Here is an 18027-nt window from a genome sequence, read left to right on the forward strand (position 1 = left end):
CATCTGGGGTTAGCCCGGGCCTTGAATCAAACCTCGATCATGATGAAGTCGCCCTTCCCTGCCCCGCATTCCGGGCAAGCCCAGTCGTCTGGAATGTCAGCCCAACGCGTACCAGGCGGAAAACCTTCAGCCGGGAGCCCGATCGCTTCGTCATAGAAAAAGCCACAGAAGATGCATTGCCACTGTTTCATAGTTGTCGATCTGCTATTTGATTGAAGAGACTCAGGTTCCGACTTTCCAGGTCAGCGGCAGGTACAGCATGCCGTTTACCGCGCCCGAGCCGCACCGTGGTTTGTCACCGTCACGAATACTGAAGTCGGGAATCCGCTTCAACCATTCCTGCAAAAATACCTTGATCTCAGTGCGTGCAAGAAACGATCCGGGACACCGATGCGGCCCATTTCCGAATGCCGCGTGCAGCACCGGCTTGCGGGTCAGGTCGACCTCGAGCGGATTGGCAAACTTGCGATCATCCAGGCCGAACAACGAATTGGGCAACTGGATCTGATCACCCTTCTTCAGGGTAACGCCCTTGTAATCCGTGTCTTCAGTGACGACCCTCGCCGTATTCGCCACACCGAACCGGCGAATCAGTTCGTCGACAGATGAAACCATGAGTTCAGGATGCTCGATGAGTTGCCGCCGATGGCCCGGATTCTCTGCCAGAAAACGGGCCACGAAACCCATTAGTGACGCGACAGTATCGAGGCCGCCGAAAAGCACGACGATGAACATGCCGAACATGCGCTCGGGGCGCATTGGCTCGCCGTCGATCTTTCCATTCGCAATCAGACTGACCAGATCTGCGCTCGGGTTGGCCTGGCGTTCAGCCACCCACTTCGAGATGTAGCCGCCGAGCAGATTCTGCGATTCGAGCCGCTCATCGACCGTGCCACGCACCGCCATCTCGGCCCATTCCAGCAGCCGTTCGCGGTCACCCAGCGGAAGGTCGGCAAGACGCAGGAAAATCACGATGGGCAAGATCTTGGCGAATTCGGAGACGAACTCACATTCACCACGTGGCGCCAGCTTGTCAATCAACTCCACTGCGAGGTTTCGCGCGTCCTCTTCGACGGACGCGATTGCTTTCGGCAGAAACGAAGGCGAAATAAGATTCCGGTAAGCGGTATGCTCGGGCGGATCGAGCTCAAGGGGCACCAGCTGCGTCTGCTCCAAAGACGGAATATTGACGCTGCGATGCGAGAAATGCGTATGATCCTTCTGCATCGCCTCGATGTCTTCCCCACGCGTCGCGATCCAGTGCCCACCATAGTATGGAGACCAGACTATGTCGGGACCCCGGTGCAAAGCCTTCCATGCGAGATGAACGTCATCAGAGGCGCCCACCGGATTCATGTAGTCAAAATCCACCACCAGCTCATCCGGCACGTGGTCCGGCACGCTCCAGTTCTCTGGATAACTCATTTGCGGGTCTCCTTGCGGCTCGAACCCGAGTCGCGCTACGTTCATAATATGCAACGATGTTCAGTTTTGCTATTATAGGCACACTAACTTTCTACATCAACGCCTAACGAATGGAGACGACGGTGAGCGATATCGTGAAGGATAAGGTTGTGGTCGTAACGGGAGCCGGCGCCGGCATCGGGCGCGACTTCGCGCTTCAGTTCGCGGCGGCTGGCGCGAAGGTGGTGGTCAACGATCTGGGACGGCACGCGCAGAGCGGTGAGTTCGCGGCGGATCGAGTCGTGGCGGAAATCAAGGAAGCGGGTGGCCAGGCCGTGGCCGCTACCGATAGCGTCGCCGAATGGGAATCGGCACAAAAAATCGTGCAGGCCGCGCTGGACACGTTCGGGCGGATCGATTGCGTGGTGAACAACGCTGGTATTGTGCGCGACCGGATGTTCTTCAACATGAGCCCGGAAGAATGGAAGGCCGTCGTCGACGTACATCTGAACGGCTCGTTTTTTGTGGCAAGAGCTGCCGCGCCGCACTTCAAGGCCCAGAACGGCGGCAGCTACATCCACATGACATCCACCTCCGGTCTGATTGGCAATATCGGCCAGGCCAACTACTCGGCCGCCAAAATGGGGGTCGTCGGTCTATCGAAGTCGATAGCGCTCGACATGGCGAAATTCAATGTGCGATCGAACTGTATTGCACCGTGGGCGTGGACCGCCATGACCGCTTCGATTCCGTCCGAAACGCCGGAACAGAAAGCCCGAGTCGAGATCATGAAAAAGATGGAGTCCCGCAAGGTCGCGCCGCTCGCGGTCTACCTGGCGTCGGACCGTGCGGCAAAGGTATCAGGGCAGATTTTCGGTGTTCGAGCGAACGAGATCTATTTCTTCAATCAGATCCGGATGGTGCGCTCTCTGCACCGCGACGCCGGCTGGACACCGGAATCGATCGCCGATCAGGTTATGCCCGCCTTCGAATCGAGCTTCTTCCCGAATGTGCCGTCGCTCACACTGACGCCTTGGGATCCGGTCTAAGTTAAAGTCTCATGCTCCCGGCCGTTCCAGGCGGAGCAATCACCACGGCCGGCCGCACCTGCGGCTGGCCGTAGCAAACAAGACGACAAAAAGAACCTGATCCGCATGGTCAACGCCATTACCGCGGGCACTGCCGACGCGTCGACGGTCTTCATCGTGCACGAGCATAAGCAGACCAACAAAGCCGCACTCCGACTCGTCGTCGGCAAGCCGCACACCGCGGCGACGTTCTCTCTTTAGGTCGGAATGTTCATGAATCTGATGACGGTGTACTTCCTTAACAGTTGGTTGCCGCTTATCATGAAAGACAACCACTTCAGTCTCGCTAACGCGGCTCTGCGCTTCGGCGGGATCTTGGGCGTGTCCATCGGTGCTGTGCTTCTCGGCTTTAAGTGGAGTTTCGGTGAATTGTTCCTCGCTCTGTCAGTACCGATTGGTCTAGCCATTATCGCGGCCTACATCAAGGGCTGTCATGACATGTCAGAAGAGGAAGCAGTCCTGCGCGGCGCTCACGGGCGTTGAAGCGGGCGTGTACGCGCTACTTGCCTGCTGGTTGGTTCCGGATCATCGCTAATTGGCGCTGAGCTTTAAGGAGAACAGGCAAATCCACCATCCGGCCGTTCACCGAGACCGCACCGCCACCTGCGCGCGCGAACGCCTCAACCACCTCGCGAGCGTGCGCGAGATCTTCTTCACTTGAGTTGAAAGCCGCGTTGACATGTGGAACCTGCTTCGGATGGATGCAGAGCTTGCCGCCGAAACCGAGGCCTCGCGCATTCAATGAATCGCTTGCAAGTTGGTCCATGTTATCGAGTGCGACGGTCACTCCATCCACCGGCGGCAACAAACCGGCGACTCGGGCCGCAAGGACAACGCGGGAGCGCGCGTAGAGCAGCGCCTCCCAGGAGCCGGAGCAATCCAGATCGAGTTCGAAATCGACCGAGCCGAACACAAGGCGCTCTACGCCAGGCATCTTCGCAACCTCGAGTACCTGCCACACGCCCAAAGCCGATTCGATGATTGGCAATATCGGTTTCGCGGTCACACGCGCGACGGCTTCGAGGGCCGACGCGCTTTCCGCCTTAGGCAGTACGACGCCGTCGATACCGTCTCGCGCCAGCAACGCCAGGTCATCCTCAAACCACGGCGTACCGAAACCATTGACGCGCAGTAGCACGCGCGCAGACGATGCGCCAAACGTTGTCGCCGCATCGGCGACATGTTGACGAGCCTGCCCCTTGTCGGTTTCACTAACCGCATCTTCGAGATCCACTATCACTGCATCGGCACCGGAAGCAAGCGCCTTGACGAAACGCTCAGGCCGGATAGCCGGAACAAAAAGAAAGGAGCGCATAGTGCCTCGGGAAAGTAAAAGGTTACCTGGCAAAGTAATAGCGTGGTACGCCGTATGAACGATCGGCTAGGCAAGCACCGCATCGGCTTCCATCCGCAACGTACCGTCGTTGCCGGCGATCCACAACCTCACCGTCTTCCCTTGGTCTCCATCAGTTTGCCCGCAAACAAAGAACGCAGCAGTATCAATCACCGGGCTCATTGCACGAAACGAATAAGCCTTGACCGTCTCTTCCGGCAATTCACGATGCAAAAGATCGAGCAGCAACGTGGCTAGCAGCGGGCCGTGCACGACCAGTCCCGGGTAGCCTTCCTGCTCCACCGCATACGGCCGGTCGTAGTGGATGCGATGGTCGTTCAATGTCAGCGCTGAATAGCGAAACAGAAAAACCGGGTCTGGATGAATCTCACGCTTCCATTGCGCGCTCTCCGGTGCCGCTCGCAGTATCGGCGGCACTTCGCTAGCGGCTGGATGATCCCGATAGACGATATCCTGGCGCTCCGTCATCGCCAGGCCCGCGGCATCATGAACCTCGTGCAACACCTTAACGAATACGAGATCGCCACTGCGGCCGTTTTTGTAGGTCACATCCTCGATCGTCGAGAATCGAGTGATCTTGTCCCCTGCTCGCAAGCGCCGCGAAAAGAGAAGCTGACTGCCGGCCCACATACGTCGGGGCAACTGGACCGGCGGCAGAAATCCACCACGCTTAGGATGACCGTCTGGCCCCACGAGCGACTGTCGGTGAACAGGCAAAAAATAGAGCCAGTGCCACAAAGGCGGCAACGCGTCTCCTGGCGCAAAAGGTTGGCGGTCGTGGTCAAGCGCCGCGGCAAGCGCGTTCATTGGTGTGAGAGCAAGCGTGTCTGAGACGGTCTCGCGCTTGCCGACCCATTGCTGCAAATAGGCGAGATCAATTGGCATGACAAGAACCTAGCTCAAATTTAACGCCTGACGTATCGCCTGTGCGATAGGCAGCAATGGGTCTTCGTCCGGCGAAGAAGGGTTGAAGAGTTTGTTGTGGCAGATCGCGACCGCAAGGCCGGTGTCAGGATCGGCCCAGCCGATCGAGTTTCCCTGCCCTGGATGACACAACGCGCGCGGCGACTGAACGGCCGTCACCGGTGGGTGCATCCCACCGAACCAGAACCCGCCGATGGTGATCGGAATCGGAAATCCGAACATAACCGGGTCGGGTTCCTCGCTGTTCGCCCGCGGCGTATTCAAGGTCGCAACAAGTTCCTTCGACAGCAGCCGTACGCCATCGATTTCGCCACCGCCCGCCAGCATCGCCCAGAAGCGCGCTTCGCTTCGCGCGTTGAAGATGCCTCCCACTCCGGCCACCTCTGCGCGACGCACGTCGCGCCGTTCGAATACCGTTGGGTTCAACGCAACCTGCTCAGGCATGGAGGCCAGAAAAAGCGGCGGCAGATATTCAGGCGGCACCGGCAACATAGCGTCCGTGAGCTTTGCAATGCGCGACTCGACTGCATCCGGGATGCCAATCCACAAGTCGGCGATGCCTAACGGCTGCGCAATTTCGTCGCGCACGAATCGCCCCAACGAGCGCTTCTGCGGATCGGCGCGTCTAACCAGTTCACCGACGATCCACCCGAACGTCATCGACAGATAGAGCGTTTTCGTACCCGGTTCCGCTAGAGGCTCCAGGTCGGCGATCGCGGCTGTCATCCAATTCCAGTCGCACATCAGCTCGGGCGTCACGCCTTCTGGCATCTGCGGCACGCAGGCACGATGCGTCAACACGTCTCGAACCGTCGTGCGCGCCTTGCCGCGTGCGGCATATTCCGGCCAGTAGCGCGCAACGGGTGCGTCGTAATCGATGTGGCCGCGATCGACCAGGATATGCAATGCGGTCAGTGCTACGGCCTTGGTGACGGAATAGACGTTGAAAAGCGTTTCGCCGTCCACGAGGCGTCCCGTGCTCGGATCGGCCAAGCCGCTCCACGCGTCAATCACCAGCTTGCCGTCCAGATAAGCCGCGACCTGGACGCCGATCTCGCCGCCTTCGCGAGTCGCATAATCCAGCGCCCGCTGGACGATCTCCGCGCCGTTCGACTCTTGCACCAATTTGTTCACGCAGTGTCTCCTTGATAAAGGCTTCGCGGCCTCAGGCCGCAACGTTCAAACCGTTGCCGCGATACCCGCCAATCCCTCCAGCGCGAGTCCGTAGCCGAGCTCGGCGACCATGCGGCGCTTGAAGGGATGGGAAAAAACAGTGCGCGTGTAACGCAGCGTTTCGATGGGCTTCGCAGCCAGTTCTCCTGCCAGCTCCCAAGCACGCTCGAGTAGGCGTCCGGAAGCAAGCACTTCGCTGACGACACCGAGTTCGAGCGCTTGCAGCGCGGAAAGATGCTGGCCAGTAAGCAGGAAATATCGACTGCGGTTGGGACCGAGCAACATCGGCCAGACAACCTGAACCCCGTCTGCCGGTACGACGCCATGTACGAAATGTGCCTGATCGGCAATGTCTGCATGCTCCGCGGCTAGCACGATATCTGACAGTGCAAGCAGTTCCGCGTGAATGTGCGCTGGGCCGTTGATCGCGCCGATCACCGGAACCGGAATATCCAGCAGTTGCATAAGGAGGTCAAGCCCCTCTCGCTGGAGCCGCGGCCAGATCTTCGCCATCGGCTCTGACGGTAGCTCGGCGTAATTCATGCTATCGCAGAACGCATCGCCCGTACCCGTCAGGATGACGACCCGGTTTTCAAGGTCGCGCGCGACCTGATAGAACGCCTCGCCGAGTTGCGTATGGATGCTTCCATCTAACGCGCCCCATTTGAGCGGTCCGCCATCGGTATGCAACTGGACCAGAAGAATGCCGTCGCGTCTGTCGAGACGAATGTTTGCATATCGGTCACGATACTGATCAAACCGGGTCATCGTGCGTCCTCGAGAATCAGATCGGCAGCCCGCCACGCCATTGCCATCATCGGGCCGTTGGTATTGCCGGAAATCATCGTCGGCGTAACCGACAGATCCATCACGCGAAGGCCGTCAACGCCGCGAACGCGCAGCCGGGAATCAAGTACAGCGAGGCTGTCCGTACCCATCTTGCAGGTACCGCAAGCGTGATAACCCGACTGACCTTCGCGCCGGTACAATTCGAGAATTTCGTCGTCAGACTGAATGGCAGAACCAGGTCGCGTCTCGCCATCCAGCAGGCTCGCCAAGGGGTCTGCGGCAATGATTTTGCGCATCAGCCGGAATGCGTTGACCGCCATGCGCTGATCGTATGGATCGGCAAGATAGTTGCCGGTCACCTCGGGCGGCGTAGCGCGATCAGCGGAAACAATTCTCACGTGCCCCTGGCTCTCAGGCCTGAGCAGATAGCTGAACAACTGCATGCCGGGGAACGATTCGAACCCGTAGCCGGCCGCATCGAAATCCAATGAATACGGTGCCATCATCAGTTGCACGTCAGGCCGCGTTGCATCAGGCGCGGTTTTGACGAAGCCGCCCACTTGATACGAACCCAGTGCCAGTACGCCGCTGTGGAACAGAAAATACCGCAGCGCGTTGCGCCACAAACGCACTCCAGCGAACTCACGGTTCTGCGAATCGCGCCAATGCTTGAGACGCGCTTGAACCATATACAGCAAGTGTTCGCGCAGGTTCTGGCCCACGCCATGACTTTCCGCGACCACACGGATACCCAGCGACCGCAGATGCTGCGGGTCACCCACGCCCGACAGCTGCAACAGCCGCGGCGACTCCAGCGCGCCCGCTGAAAGCACAATCTCGCGGCGTGCCCGGTACGCGGTGTCGACACCACCTCGCTGGCACTGCACGCCCACGGCCCGCGGGCCCTTGAATACGATCCGGCTGACTTCGGTACCTGTGACTACCGTCAGGTTCTTGCGCTTCCTCGCGGGCTTGAGAAACGCTTCAGCCGAACTCTGCCTCCGTCCATTGCGGATCGTGTAGGTCAAGTACGCGACGCCTTCGTGGTCGAGCCGGTTGATGTCCTCAACGCGCCGTACGCCGAGCGACCGACAGGCCTCGAGGACCGCTTCGCCGAGACGGTTGCGTTGCGCGTACAGTGACACCTTCAGCGGACCGCCTTCGCCGCGCAGTTCATCGGCACCGAGCGCGTGATCTTCGATGCGCCTGAAGCAGGGAGCTACGTCTCCCCAACTCCAGCCTTCAACGCCCTGCGCTGCCCAGCCGTCATAATCCGCTGGATGGCCGCGCATGTAGACCATGCCATTGATACTGCTTGAACCGCCGAGCATCTTGCCGCGCAACCAGACCTCATTTCTATGTCCATTGCCGTTGTCCGGCTGAACAGGAATGAACCATGCGTGAGCGGGATCGCCAAGCAACTTTCCGAACCCTTTTGGCATCCTGATCAATGGATCGGTGTCCTCCGGACCCGCCTCTATCAGCAGAACTTCATGGCGTCCGCTCGCTGACAGGCGGTTGGCCAGCACGCATCCGGCTGCCCCCGCCCCCACGACGATATAGTCGAACTCGGTCATCAGTTCAGTCTCCGACGGCTTTTTGAACGGTCTCGCTTCGGGCGATCTACCAGCGTTCCGGGCCGCGTGTTGTTGTACCTGTAGCATCAAGACCCGGCAGCAAATGCTTGCTGGCCCCTCACGCCCTTGATGCTCAGTCAAATACAATCGGGATCGAGTGCGGGACGCGCATCATGATTCCATTGATCAGCGGAGCAGGTGCCGCCGGATCGAGACGCAGGTTGGGCAAGCGGTCAAGGACCGCGTTGAGTGCACGTGTCATCTCGACGCGCGCCAAATGCTGGCCAATGCAGACGTGCGGCCCATACGCGAAAGCGAAATGCCGATGCGTGCTGGTGCGGAAAATATCGAATCGGTCGGGATCCGCGAAACGGCTGGGATCTCGATTGGCGCCGCCGGCCACCACGTCGAGGAACGCCCCTGCGGGAATATCGACGCCTCCGAGTGTCACATCGCGCGCCGCCATGCGTGATTGCATCAACACCGGTCCATCCCAGCGCAGCGCCTCTTCAATGGCACGTGGCACAAGTGTGCGGTCCGCGCGCACGGCGTCGAGTTGATCCGGATTCCGCAACAAGCCAAGCAACAATACGCTCGTCGCACGGTAAGTCGTATCGCCGCCTGCGTTCACCAGTTGCCGAAGGAACGAAATGACGACCTCTTCTGGCAAGCGTTCGCCGTCGACCTCAGCCGTCGCCAGCATACTGACGAGGTCATCGCCAGGGCTCTCCCGACGTTGCGCGACGAGTTGCGCGAAGTACTTGCCGAGCTTGGCAGAGGCTTCGACTCCGTGCTCGATATCGACCGAGACGAGGGTCTGCGCGATAGCAAGCTTGTGAAATACCTTAACGTCCTCCGGCGGCAGCGCCAACTGACGGTAAATGATGTTGAACGGGTAATGAAGCGTGAATTCGTGCACGAGGTCGGCATGGCCGCGACCGACGAACTTCTCCATCAGGTCGTTCACTACCGGGTCGACCAGCGTGTCACCCCATGCGGCTACCGTGTTGGGCAAGAACGCCTTCTGGAAAATCCGCCGATACATCGGGTGCTCTGGCGCATCCATCGTCGAAATGCTACGGCCAAAACTGATCCCAATGTTGCGTTCGTAGGACCGGTTCGAAAAGGTCGCCGGATCGCCCAACACTTGCGCTACCTCGGCATAACCAAACACACAATAGTGCTCGACGTCGGACATTGTCAGGTCGGCATGCGTGCCCATGAGCACACGATAATCCCCCTTCTGCACTGAACCCTGCTCGCGCAATGCGGCAATGCGTGGATAAGGATCGGTATCTGCGCCGTAGGCCAATGAATCTTCGAAGAAGGGATTGAACGCTGGATCGTCGAAATCCTGAAGTCTCATGTCATTGCCCATGATGCCGTCTCCTGTTATTGAGGTGATAGGGCACGAAAAACTCGCGCGCAAGAGCCCTACCCGAGTGCTAATATGTGAACTATGTTCGAATTTGCACGATTGTGCAAGAGAGAATTTCTATCTGCGGATCGTGTTGAAGTCAGCGACATCGGCTACCGTCGCTGTCCCGCCGATTTGCTACAGGGAAGCAAGTCATGCCGCGTTACAGCAACAGTTCCGTATGTGCCGCAACCACGGCCAAGCTTGTCGCAGCGAGCCCGCCTGCTGCAAGCACGCGACGTACGACAGCCGAGCGCATCCTCGACACCGCCGAAGAATTGTTCGCACTACATGGTTACTTCGGCACATCGATCCGCGACATCATGCAAGCCTGCGAGCTGGAATTCAGTCTTGCGCGCTATCACTTCGGGAGCAAGGATGCCCTTTTCCGCGAAGCGATTGGACGGCGTGCAGCAGTCATCAGCCAGCAGGTGACCGAATCGCTCGATGAATTGCTGGACAGCACTCATGACGCGCCGCCGAGCATCGGTGCGATTGTCACCGCCCTGTCGGCACCCGCATTCGCGCATTTGAAAAGCGGCGACCGCGGCTGGCACAACTACCTTCGTCTGCTGACGCAGAACAGTTGTTTGCTCGAACGGCCCGATCTGACGGCACCTTTCTACGACCAATATGCGGCCACCGCGGTGCGTTATCGTGAAGCATTCGCGATCGCACTACCAAGGGAGGACCCCGACACGATCAGACTGATGCAGAGCTTCGTCGAATCGGTATTTCATCTGGTGCTGAACGAGCTATACGCGCGCATCACGAAAGCAAGCTCAACCGTCGGCGCTTCGCAACTGTCGTCAGTCGAGATTGAAAGCATGCATTCGTACCTCGTCCGCTTCGCCACGGGTGGCATCGATGCACTTGCCCGGCCGGCCCATTCGTCCCCGGATTAGCGAGCATTGACAGTCACCCACCGACTTGTTCACAATTGAGAACAATATTCATAAATGTGGATCGCTGTTGTTGCGTCATGGAATGCGCAATGGCGACGCGAGACAGGAGTTCGCCTTCATGACCATCGCAGCTCCCCAGGACACCGTACTGATCGTCGGCGCCGGCCACGCAGCCGGCGAATGCGCAACCAGCATTCGTGACCAAGGCTGGGCCGGCCGCATTGTGCTGGTTGGCGAGGAGCCCCATCTGCCGTATCAGCGGCCGCCATTATCCAAAGCCTTTCTATCTGGCGAGCTCTCGGCCGAGCAGCTTTACCTCAAGCCCCAAGCCACTTACGACAAGGCCAGGATCGAATTTATTCCGAATACGCGGGTCGAGCGCATCGACCGCGCCGCTCACACGGTCACCCTGTCGGACGGACGCGAAACTGGCTATACGAAGCTTGTCATCGCCACCGGCGGGCACGCACGGAGGCTCGAACTGCCGGGCATCGAGGAGATTGAAAATCAGCCGAACTTCCACTATCTGCGCACGCTCGCTCACGTCGAGCGCATCCGCGCGCAGTTTCATCCGGGTGTGCGTCTTGTCATCATAGGCGGCGGGTATATCGGCCTGGAAGTAGCGGCAATCGCTGTCAGGCGAGGCCTGCATGTCACCGTTCTGGAAGCATTGCCGCGTGTACTCGCGAGAGTCACGGCGCCCGAACTCTCGGCGTTCTATGAGCAGGTGCATCGGGAAGCCGGCGTTGACGTCCGCACCGGCATGGCGGTAAGCGGCTTCGAACTCGATGCGTCCGGTGATGCCGTTGCAGCGGTTAGATGCGCCGACGGTTCGCGCGTTCCGGCAGATCTCGTCATCGTCGGCGTCGGCCTGCAACCGGCCACCGAACTCGCGGAGACAGCGGGGCTCTCCGTGGACAACGGTATCGTTGTCGATGAGCACACCCGCACTTCTGATCCCGACATCTTTGCCATAGGCGACTGCACCAACCATCCCAATGGACTGTTCGGCCGACGCTTGCGGCTTGAGTCGGTGCCGAACGCGATGGAACAGGCGCGCACGGCAGCGGCCACTATTTGCGGGAAGGAACGGGTGTACAACAGCGTGCCATGGTTCTGGTCCGATCAATACGACCTCAAGCTGAAGATGGTGGGCCTGTCGCAGGGATATGACGAATTCGTGCTGCGGGGTGTGCCGGAAAGCCGTTCGTTCTCGGCGTTCTATCTGAAAGAAGGCGTGATGCTCGCCGCCGACACCGTCAGCCGCCCACAAGAATTCATGCTGGCGAAACGTTTTGTCGGCGAAAAGATTCCCGTCAAGGCAACCGAACTCGCCGACGATTCGATTCCGCTTAAGAGCCTCCTCCCCGCAGTCTGATTCACCCTTCCACATCCAACGACATCATGCCTATCATTCGATTCATTCAACCGGACGGCACCGAAACCGTCACGACCGCCAAGCTTGGCGAATCTGTCATGCAGACCGCCGTCAGCAATCAGGTGCCGGGCATCCTGGGAGACTGCGGCGGCAGTTGCAGTTGTGCTACCTGCCATGCCTATGTGGATGATGCATGGGTCAACCACATGCCGCCGGCTGAGTCGTACGAGACCGACATGCTGACCTGCGCCATGGATGTGCGGGAAAATAGCCGCCTCACATGCCAGATCAATGTCACGCCAGAACTCGACGGACTGGTGATTCGCCTGCCCAGCGCGTCATAAGAGGATTGCGCCGCCCCGGCCCGCGACTCCCCCGCAGGCGTCGCGCCAAGGGGAGAGTCAGGGCGAGCGCGTGAGCGTGTCGATCGTGGCGGCCTCGCCGGCCTCCCAGAACGACGCCCAGGTCGGGAACGTCTGCGGCAGGCGCGGCTGGTATTTATCGCTGTCGTACTTTCCGGGCCAGTTCTGAAAGCGCGGCGTTCCCGGCCGCTCCAGCCAGTCGGTCGAATACCAGTGGCGCTCGTCGCGGCGCTCAAAATACCAGGCGCCGTCACGGCGCACATAGTGATCGAAATAGCAGATCGCCATGACTATCCATTTGCCGTTATCCTCGTGCTCCGCGCGACAATACACCTGACCGGATGCGTGGTCCTCGTCGACCAGGTCGATAGCGTGTCCACATATCTGGTGAATGCTACGGTAGAAGGAACGAAGGATATGCCCGGATCCGTAAAACGTTTTCAAGGCTGCCCGGCCGGTGCCCCACCGGCCGCAATTGACGTCGTCGGTGAAGAGCCCAACAAGGGCGTCGAGGTCGCGAGAATCGACTGCAATCGCGTAGCGAATCGGCAACTGCTGGATCGCTAGTTGCGCTTCGACGCGCTCAATTCGGGCGAGAAGATGGGTATCCGTCATCACGTTGTCCTCGCCGCGCCTATCGTCTCGCTGGCCGAGGTTCTAGCACGGATCTCGTCCGCATAGTAGGGCTGATGAGACAGCAAACCGCCGTCCACGTTGATGATTTGCCCTGTGACGAAAGCAGCCTCATCGGACGCCAGATACACCACGGCATGCGCCACATCTTCGGGCTGCCCGAGCCGCGGCGTGAGATGATGGCTGAGCATCATCTCACCCGCCGGTCCCGCGTAGTGCCCCACCGTCGCCGGCGTCACGATCAGGCCCGGCGCGATTGCATTGCAGCGAATCCCCTCCTTGCCATGCTGCGTGGCAACGTAACGCGTCAATGCTTCGATGCCTGCCTTGCAGACGCCATAAGCGCTATAACCAAGCGCACCTGCCTGGGCCGCGCCTGACGACGTATTGATGATCGAACCGCCTCCGCGAGCGCGCATAAGCGGGATCGCATAGCGCGACGCGAGCATGGTACCGCGAAGGTTGATGCGCATGGTGTCATCCCAGACGGAAACATCGACTGCTTCCACGGCATCATCGACGGTGCTCGAAATCGAAGTTGCCGCTGCGTTGTTGTGCAACACGTCGACGCCACCCCATGTTTCGTATGTCAGCGCGAACAACGCAGCGATCGAGGCCTCGTCGCCAATATCGACCTGTGCGGCAATCGCCTGACCGCCGTTCTGCTCAATACGCCGGACTTGCGCCTTGGCTCCGTCGACATTGCGGTCCGCCACGACCACCTGTGCGCCTTCAGCGGCGAGCATCGCGGCACAGGCTGCGCCAATCCCCGATGCGGCGCCCGTGACAACGGCAATCTTTCCCTTAAGTCGTGACATATGCCAATTTCCCTATGATTGCAGCCGCTTCGAATCAATGCGTCGCAGCAAAACGCGCGAGGTGGAAGTCGATGTCTCCGAACATCTTTTCCATCATCGTCATTTTGCGGAAATAGTGGCCCACCTGATATTCCTCGGTCATGCCCATGCCGCCGTGCAACTGGATCCCTTGCGCGCAGACGAAACGGCTCGCGCGTCCGGCGACCGCCTTCGCGGCCGATAGCATGCGGCTGCGCTCCGTTGCCGGCCGCCCTAGATAAGCAATGCCGCAATAGAGCATCGAGCGCGTCTCCTGGACGGCAACAAACATTTCGGCCATCCGGTGTTGCAACGCCTGGAACTTGCCGATCGGCTGACCGAACTGCACCCGTGCTTTGATATATTCGGCCGTGATGTCCATCACGGCTTCCATCACACCAAGGATCTCAGCCACGCTCGCGAGCGTGGCGAGCCCCACCGCTGTCTCAAGCAATTGTGGCGCAGTTTCAGGAGCGCTCAGCAACGCCGACTCATCCAGCTCGACGTTACGAAACTCGAAGTCCGCGGCGCGAGATCCATCGAGCAGGCGATACGTACGACAACTCACACCCGCTGCGAGGCGATCGACGACAAAAATCGCCGGACCTTCGGCCGAATCATCGAGCCGCGCGGTTACGAGCAACTGGTCCGCCGATCCGCCTCCAATCACGAGCGTCTTGGCGCCGCTCAGCAAATAGCCGCCTTGCATCTTGCGGGCGCTGGTATGCGCGTCGCAGCCCAGCTTGAAGCGCGAGCCCGCCTCGCTGTCAGCCAGTGCAAGAAGTAGCCGGCCTTCGATTACGGCAGGCAGGAGAGCCTGCCGCTGCGCCTCCGAACCACTGCGATCGATAATCGTCGCGCATAGCACCGCCGTTTGCACAATAGGCTCGAGCACCATGCCGCGGCCGAACGCCTCCATGACAACAGCCGTTTCGACAAATGAGCAGGCAAGGCCGCCCACATCTTCGGGGAGTGTCAGACCGAGCCAGCCGAGTTCCGCGTAAGACTGCCAGCGTGCACGGCTAAAACCTTCTTCGCTCGCGGCAATTTCCCGGCGCGTTTCGAATCCATATTGCTGCTGGATGAATCGCTCCACGCCGTCCTTCAGCATCAATTGTTCGTCGGAAAGATTGAAGTCCATGGTCAAAGTCCAAAGGCGAGCCGGGCAATAATATTTTTCTGCACTTCCCGCGCGCCGCCGTAAATGGTCGAAGCGCGGCCGATGAGATAACCTGTCGTCCGGCCGGCTACATAGCCGGGCCATGCCTCGTCCGCTAACGGATTCTCGGCGCTCCAATCGCCGTGTTCCTGGAAGCGCATGCTGCGAGGACCGAGTGCGTCGATCTGCAACTCCGTGACGCGCTGCTGCATCTCTGAGCCGCTGATCTTTAGCGCCGAAACCACCGCATCGAGATTGCGCGTGGTCTTTTCCTCTGCGAGTATTCTCAGCACCGACCATTCGAGCGCCAGCAAATCCACTTCAACCGCCGCCACCTTGCGGGCGAATTCCGGGGTGTCGATCAGACGAACCCCGTCAATCGTTTCCTGCTCGGCGATGCTCTTCGCACGCTGCAACTCACGCTTGTTGAAGTAAAGAAATGCGCTCGTCGTGCGCTCCTTTTCCAGCAGATATTTCGCGTAGGTCCAGCCCATCCCGGCCTCTCCGACCAGATGCGCGCTCGGCACGCGGACGTTCTCGAGAAAGACTTCGTTGAGACCTGTTCCACCTTCGATTGAAACGATCGGGCGCACGGTGATGCCTGGCGTGTCCATCTTCACGAGCAGAAACGAGATGCCGCGCTGCGGTTTAACCGTCGTATCCGTCTTGACGAGAAAGAATCCCCAATCAGCGATCGTGGCGTCGCTGGTCCATATCTTCTGACCGTTAACCACATATTCGTCACCGTCGAGCACCGCCGTAGTTCTGAGCTCCGCCAGGTCCGAGCCCGCATTCGGCTCAGAAAAGCCCTGACACCAGAACTCATCCCCAGAGAGAATGGCGGGCAGAAAGCGCTGCTTCTGCCAGTCCGAGCCGAACGCGATGATGACGGGCGCAACCATGTGCGTTCCCTGCCAGCCGTAGTCCATCGCATCGGCGTTGTACAGTTCTTCCATGAAAATATGCTTGCGAAAGCCGGACCACCCCGTTCCACCGTACTCCACCGGCCAATGCGGCGCACCCCACCCGCGCTGATGAAGAATGCCTTGCCACGTGCGAATGTCCTCTCTAGCCGGGGGATGAGCGCCAATCGTCCAGCGATGGGAGATCCCAGCCGGCAACTGCTCCGTGAAGAACTGTCTCACTTCTTGACGAAACGCTTCGTCGTCTGGGCTGTACTCGAAATGCATGTCTGGCTCCTCCTGCTATTTCCCCGCTAGCGAACGCCCGGTATGGCTCGCTGCCTTGCTTGTCCGACTGCTTGCATCGAACCAGGTGATCGACTAGCGCCCCTTGAAAGCTGGCGTGCGTTTTTCGCGCGCGGCCAGTCGTCCCTCGGCCGCATCCTCGGAATTCACAGCCAGAGCGACGGCGTTCAGCTCCTGAACGAGAAACTCTTCCATCGTGCCGGCGCTCGAACGGAACAGCTGCTTCGTCAGTCCGATCGAGAAGGTCGGCATTGCTGCCAGTTCGGCAGCGAGATCCTCGGCGACTTGCATGAGCTTCTCATCTTCGACGACGCGATTCGCCAAACCGCACTCAAATGCCTCCTTGCCTGTCAACTTGCGGTTGAGGTACATGATCTCTTTTGCGCGGAATTCGCCGCAGTGACGCGCGAGAAGATGCACCATGCCGCCTTCGGGCAGCGTCGCTCGCATAAGAAATGCTGGGATGAACTGGGCTGTGTCCGACACCAGCAGCAAGTCGGCACAAAGCGCGTAGCTCCATGCGATGCCAACCGCCACGCCTCGTACCGCCGCGATTACCGGCTTGTTGAGGTTATAGAGCCGCAATGCGATCTGCTGGTAGACGGCCATCGACTGCCGCGCGTGCAACACGCTCATCTGCGGCGGCGCTGCGCCGCTGCCCTTGATATCGGCACCCGCGCAAAATGCACGCCCTGCGCCCGTCAGGATCACCGCACGGATTGCCGGGTCCCGCTCGATACGATCGAGGTGTTCGATCAGCATGGTCAGCATGTCCGGCGTCAACGCGTTGAGCTTCTCGGGCCGGTTCAGCGATAGGGTCGCAATCGCGCCCTGTAGTGAAAGTTCGACATCCATGGTTTAGCGGTCTTCAGTGGGTGAGTCGGACGGCTCAGAAGCTCCCCGCGTCACGCGCGGAAGCGTCATTCACCGCGTGCACGCAGTTTGATCATGCCGTTGCCGAACGGCTCATCGCGACGCTTAAGCGCATCCTTCAGACCAACGGCTTCCATGTCCGCCTTGAACTGCGCTCGGCGCGGTCCCTGACCCTGATGCGCGCGCGCATCGTTCTCGACAGCGAGGCGCTGCAGCGTGCGCGCACCCGCGAGTTCAAGACCGAGGTTCACAATCCGCTTGTTGGCGGAAAGCAGGTCCGCGTCGACAAAAGACAGCCGCCGCGCCAGTTCCGATACTTCAGCGTCGAGCTCCTCGATAGGCACGGCATCCATCACCAGACCGATTTTCGCGGCATCCCGGCCCGTCAGCGAATCGCCCGACAGCAAAAGGCGCTTCGCCCACTGCGGCCCAACGTGATAGAACCACATGTGCGCCGGTGGCGAGCCGTTCGCGCGCGTCGCCGGAAAACCGATCCGCGCGTTGTCCGCCGCCAGCACCATATCGCAGGCCAACGCGAGGTCCGTGCCACCCGCGAGGCAGTTGCCGTGGACCTGAGCAATGATCGGCTTGTGAATTTCGGCCATCAGGTTGACGGTTTCCGACTGCCGCTCCATCGACCAGCAATCGTCATCGAAGCTGCGTACCGCGCCGCGGTATTCGCCCGGATCGATCTGTTCAGCCGCACGGTCCGAATACGTCGTGACGAGGTCGTAGCCGGCGCAGAAATCTTTACCAGATCCACTCAGTACAATCACATTAACCGACTTCAGATCGTCGGCTTCGAGCAGCGCCTCTTTCAGTTCACGCAGAAGAACACCGTTAATCGCATTCCGCTTGTCCGGGCGATTCAGCGTGATTCGAGCAACTCGTTCAGCAACATCGAACTGAACGCATTCTGTGCTTTTGAGCCATTTGCCCATGATTCA

General features: G+C 59.6%; 20 protein-coding genes. 6 read left to right on the forward strand and 14 right to left on the reverse strand.

Going from position 1 to position 18027, the window contains the following annotated elements; genetic code table 11:
* Window positions 1–26 precede the first annotated feature (26 nt).
* Entirely contained in the window at window positions 27–191 is a 165-nt protein-coding gene (locus B0G81_RS36805; protein ID WP_106285272.1) for a rubredoxin, read from the reverse strand.
* Between the two features lie 31 nt (window positions 192–222).
* Window positions 223–1425, reverse strand: a complete 1203-nt coding sequence (locus B0G81_RS36810; RefSeq protein ID WP_134142578.1) for a cytochrome P450 — start codon at window positions 1423–1425, stop codon at window positions 223–225.
* 122 nt (window positions 1426–1547) lie between these two features.
* On the opposite strand from B0G81_RS36810, the gene B0G81_RS36815 reads away from it, so the two are divergent.
* From B0G81_RS36815 to B0G81_RS36820, 3 genes are all read left to right on the forward strand, one after another.
* On the forward strand, window positions 1548–2453 hold the full coding sequence (locus B0G81_RS36815) for an SDR family NAD(P)-dependent oxidoreductase (protein ID WP_116119530.1): 906 nt from the start codon (window positions 1548–1550) through the stop codon (window positions 2451–2453).
* Window positions 2454–2558: 105 nt separating this feature from the next.
* Window positions 2559–2693, forward strand: a complete 135-nt coding sequence (locus tag B0G81_RS45465) for a hypothetical protein (protein WP_279590525.1) — start codon at window positions 2559–2561, stop codon at window positions 2691–2693.
* 12 nt (window positions 2694–2705) lie between these two features.
* Window positions 2706–2975: a hypothetical protein gene (locus tag B0G81_RS36820; RefSeq protein ID WP_134142582.1), complete on the forward strand. Its 270-nt coding sequence runs from the start codon at window positions 2706–2708 to the stop codon at window positions 2973–2975.
* A gap of 16 nt (window positions 2976–2991) precedes the next feature.
* Here the strand turns inward: B0G81_RS36820 and B0G81_RS36825 are convergent, their stop codons facing one another.
* The 6 genes from B0G81_RS36825 to B0G81_RS36850 all read right to left on the reverse strand — a co-directional run bounded on the left by B0G81_RS36825 (window position 2992) and on the right by B0G81_RS36850 (window position 9687).
* Window positions 2992–3807 carry a CoA ester lyase gene (locus tag B0G81_RS36825; RefSeq protein WP_134142585.1) on the reverse strand — a complete coding sequence of 272 codons (816 nt, stop codon included), beginning with the start codon at window positions 3805–3807 and terminating at the stop codon, window positions 2992–2994.
* A 66-nt stretch (window positions 3808–3873) separates the two neighbouring features.
* On the reverse strand, window positions 3874–4731 hold the full coding sequence (locus tag B0G81_RS36830; RefSeq protein WP_134142593.1) for a MaoC family dehydratase N-terminal domain-containing protein: 858 nt from the start codon (window positions 4729–4731) through the stop codon (window positions 3874–3876).
* 9 nt (window positions 4732–4740) lie between these two features.
* Window positions 4741–5904, reverse strand: a complete 1164-nt coding sequence (locus tag B0G81_RS36835; RefSeq protein ID WP_134142597.1) for a serine hydrolase domain-containing protein — start codon at window positions 5902–5904, stop codon at window positions 4741–4743.
* 45 nt (window positions 5905–5949) lie between these two features.
* A complete protein-coding gene (locus B0G81_RS36840) occupies window positions 5950–6711 on the reverse strand; it encodes an enoyl-CoA hydratase/isomerase family protein (RefSeq protein ID WP_134143321.1) in 762 nt (253 codons plus the stop codon).
* Window positions 6708–8309, reverse strand: coding sequence for a GMC family oxidoreductase N-terminal domain-containing protein (locus tag B0G81_RS36845; protein WP_134143322.1), 1602 nt, complete (start codon window positions 8307–8309; stop codon window positions 6708–6710). The genes B0G81_RS36840 and B0G81_RS36845 overlap by 4 nt, the downstream gene beginning before the upstream one ends.
* A 133-nt stretch (window positions 8310–8442) precedes the next feature.
* Window positions 8443–9687: a cytochrome P450 gene (locus B0G81_RS36850; protein ID WP_134142603.1), complete on the reverse strand. Its 1245-nt coding sequence runs from the start codon at window positions 9685–9687 to the stop codon at window positions 8443–8445.
* 194 nt (window positions 9688–9881) lie between these two features.
* Here B0G81_RS36850 and B0G81_RS36855 point away from each other — a divergent pair, with 194 nt between their 5' ends.
* The 3 genes from B0G81_RS36855 (at window position 9882) to B0G81_RS36865 (ending at window position 12353) form a co-directional block, all read left to right on the forward strand.
* Window positions 9882–10631, forward strand: a complete 750-nt coding sequence (locus B0G81_RS36855) for a TetR/AcrR family transcriptional regulator (protein WP_134142605.1) — start codon at window positions 9882–9884, stop codon at window positions 10629–10631.
* Between the two features lie 118 nt (window positions 10632–10749).
* Entirely contained in the window at window positions 10750–12009 is a 1260-nt protein-coding gene (locus B0G81_RS36860) for an FAD-dependent oxidoreductase (protein ID WP_134143323.1), read from the forward strand.
* Window positions 12010–12035: 26 nt separating this feature from the next.
* Window positions 12036–12353 carry a 2Fe-2S iron-sulfur cluster-binding protein gene (locus tag B0G81_RS36865; RefSeq protein ID WP_106285281.1) on the forward strand — a complete coding sequence of 106 codons (318 nt, stop codon included), beginning with the start codon at window positions 12036–12038 and terminating at the stop codon, window positions 12351–12353.
* Between the two features lie 57 nt (window positions 12354–12410).
* Here the strand turns inward: B0G81_RS36865 and B0G81_RS36870 are convergent, their stop codons facing one another.
* The 6 genes from B0G81_RS36870 to B0G81_RS36895 all read right to left on the reverse strand — a co-directional run bounded on the left by B0G81_RS36870 (window position 12411) and on the right by B0G81_RS36895 (window position 18021).
* Window positions 12411–12986: a nuclear transport factor 2 family protein gene (locus B0G81_RS36870; RefSeq protein WP_116117273.1), complete on the reverse strand. Its 576-nt coding sequence runs from the start codon at window positions 12984–12986 to the stop codon at window positions 12411–12413.
* Window positions 12986–13822: an SDR family oxidoreductase gene (locus B0G81_RS36875; protein WP_134142609.1), complete on the reverse strand. Its 837-nt coding sequence runs from the start codon at window positions 13820–13822 to the stop codon at window positions 12986–12988. Before B0G81_RS36875 ends, B0G81_RS36870 begins: the two co-directional genes overlap by 1 nt.
* Window positions 13823–13856: 34 nt before the next feature.
* Window positions 13857–14981: an acyl-CoA dehydrogenase family protein gene (locus tag B0G81_RS36880; RefSeq protein ID WP_134142613.1), complete on the reverse strand. Its 1125-nt coding sequence runs from the start codon at window positions 14979–14981 to the stop codon at window positions 13857–13859.
* Window positions 14982–14983: 2 nt separating this feature from the next.
* Window positions 14984–16189, reverse strand: a complete 1206-nt coding sequence (locus B0G81_RS36885) for an acyl-CoA dehydrogenase family protein (protein ID WP_134142618.1) — start codon at window positions 16187–16189, stop codon at window positions 14984–14986.
* Between the two features lie 93 nt (window positions 16190–16282).
* On the reverse strand, window positions 16283–17062 hold the full coding sequence (locus B0G81_RS36890; RefSeq protein WP_134142623.1) for an enoyl-CoA hydratase/isomerase family protein: 780 nt from the start codon (window positions 17060–17062) through the stop codon (window positions 16283–16285).
* A 65-nt stretch (window positions 17063–17127) separates the two neighbouring features.
* Window positions 17128–18021: a crotonase/enoyl-CoA hydratase family protein gene (locus tag B0G81_RS36895; protein ID WP_134142628.1), complete on the reverse strand. Its 894-nt coding sequence runs from the start codon at window positions 18019–18021 to the stop codon at window positions 17128–17130.
* Between the last annotated feature and the right edge of the window lie 6 nt (window positions 18022–18027).

It is taken from the genome of Paraburkholderia sp. BL6665CI2N2 (assembly GCF_004366535.1).
Lineage (GTDB): Bacteria > Pseudomonadota > Gammaproteobacteria > Burkholderiales > Burkholderiaceae > Paraburkholderia.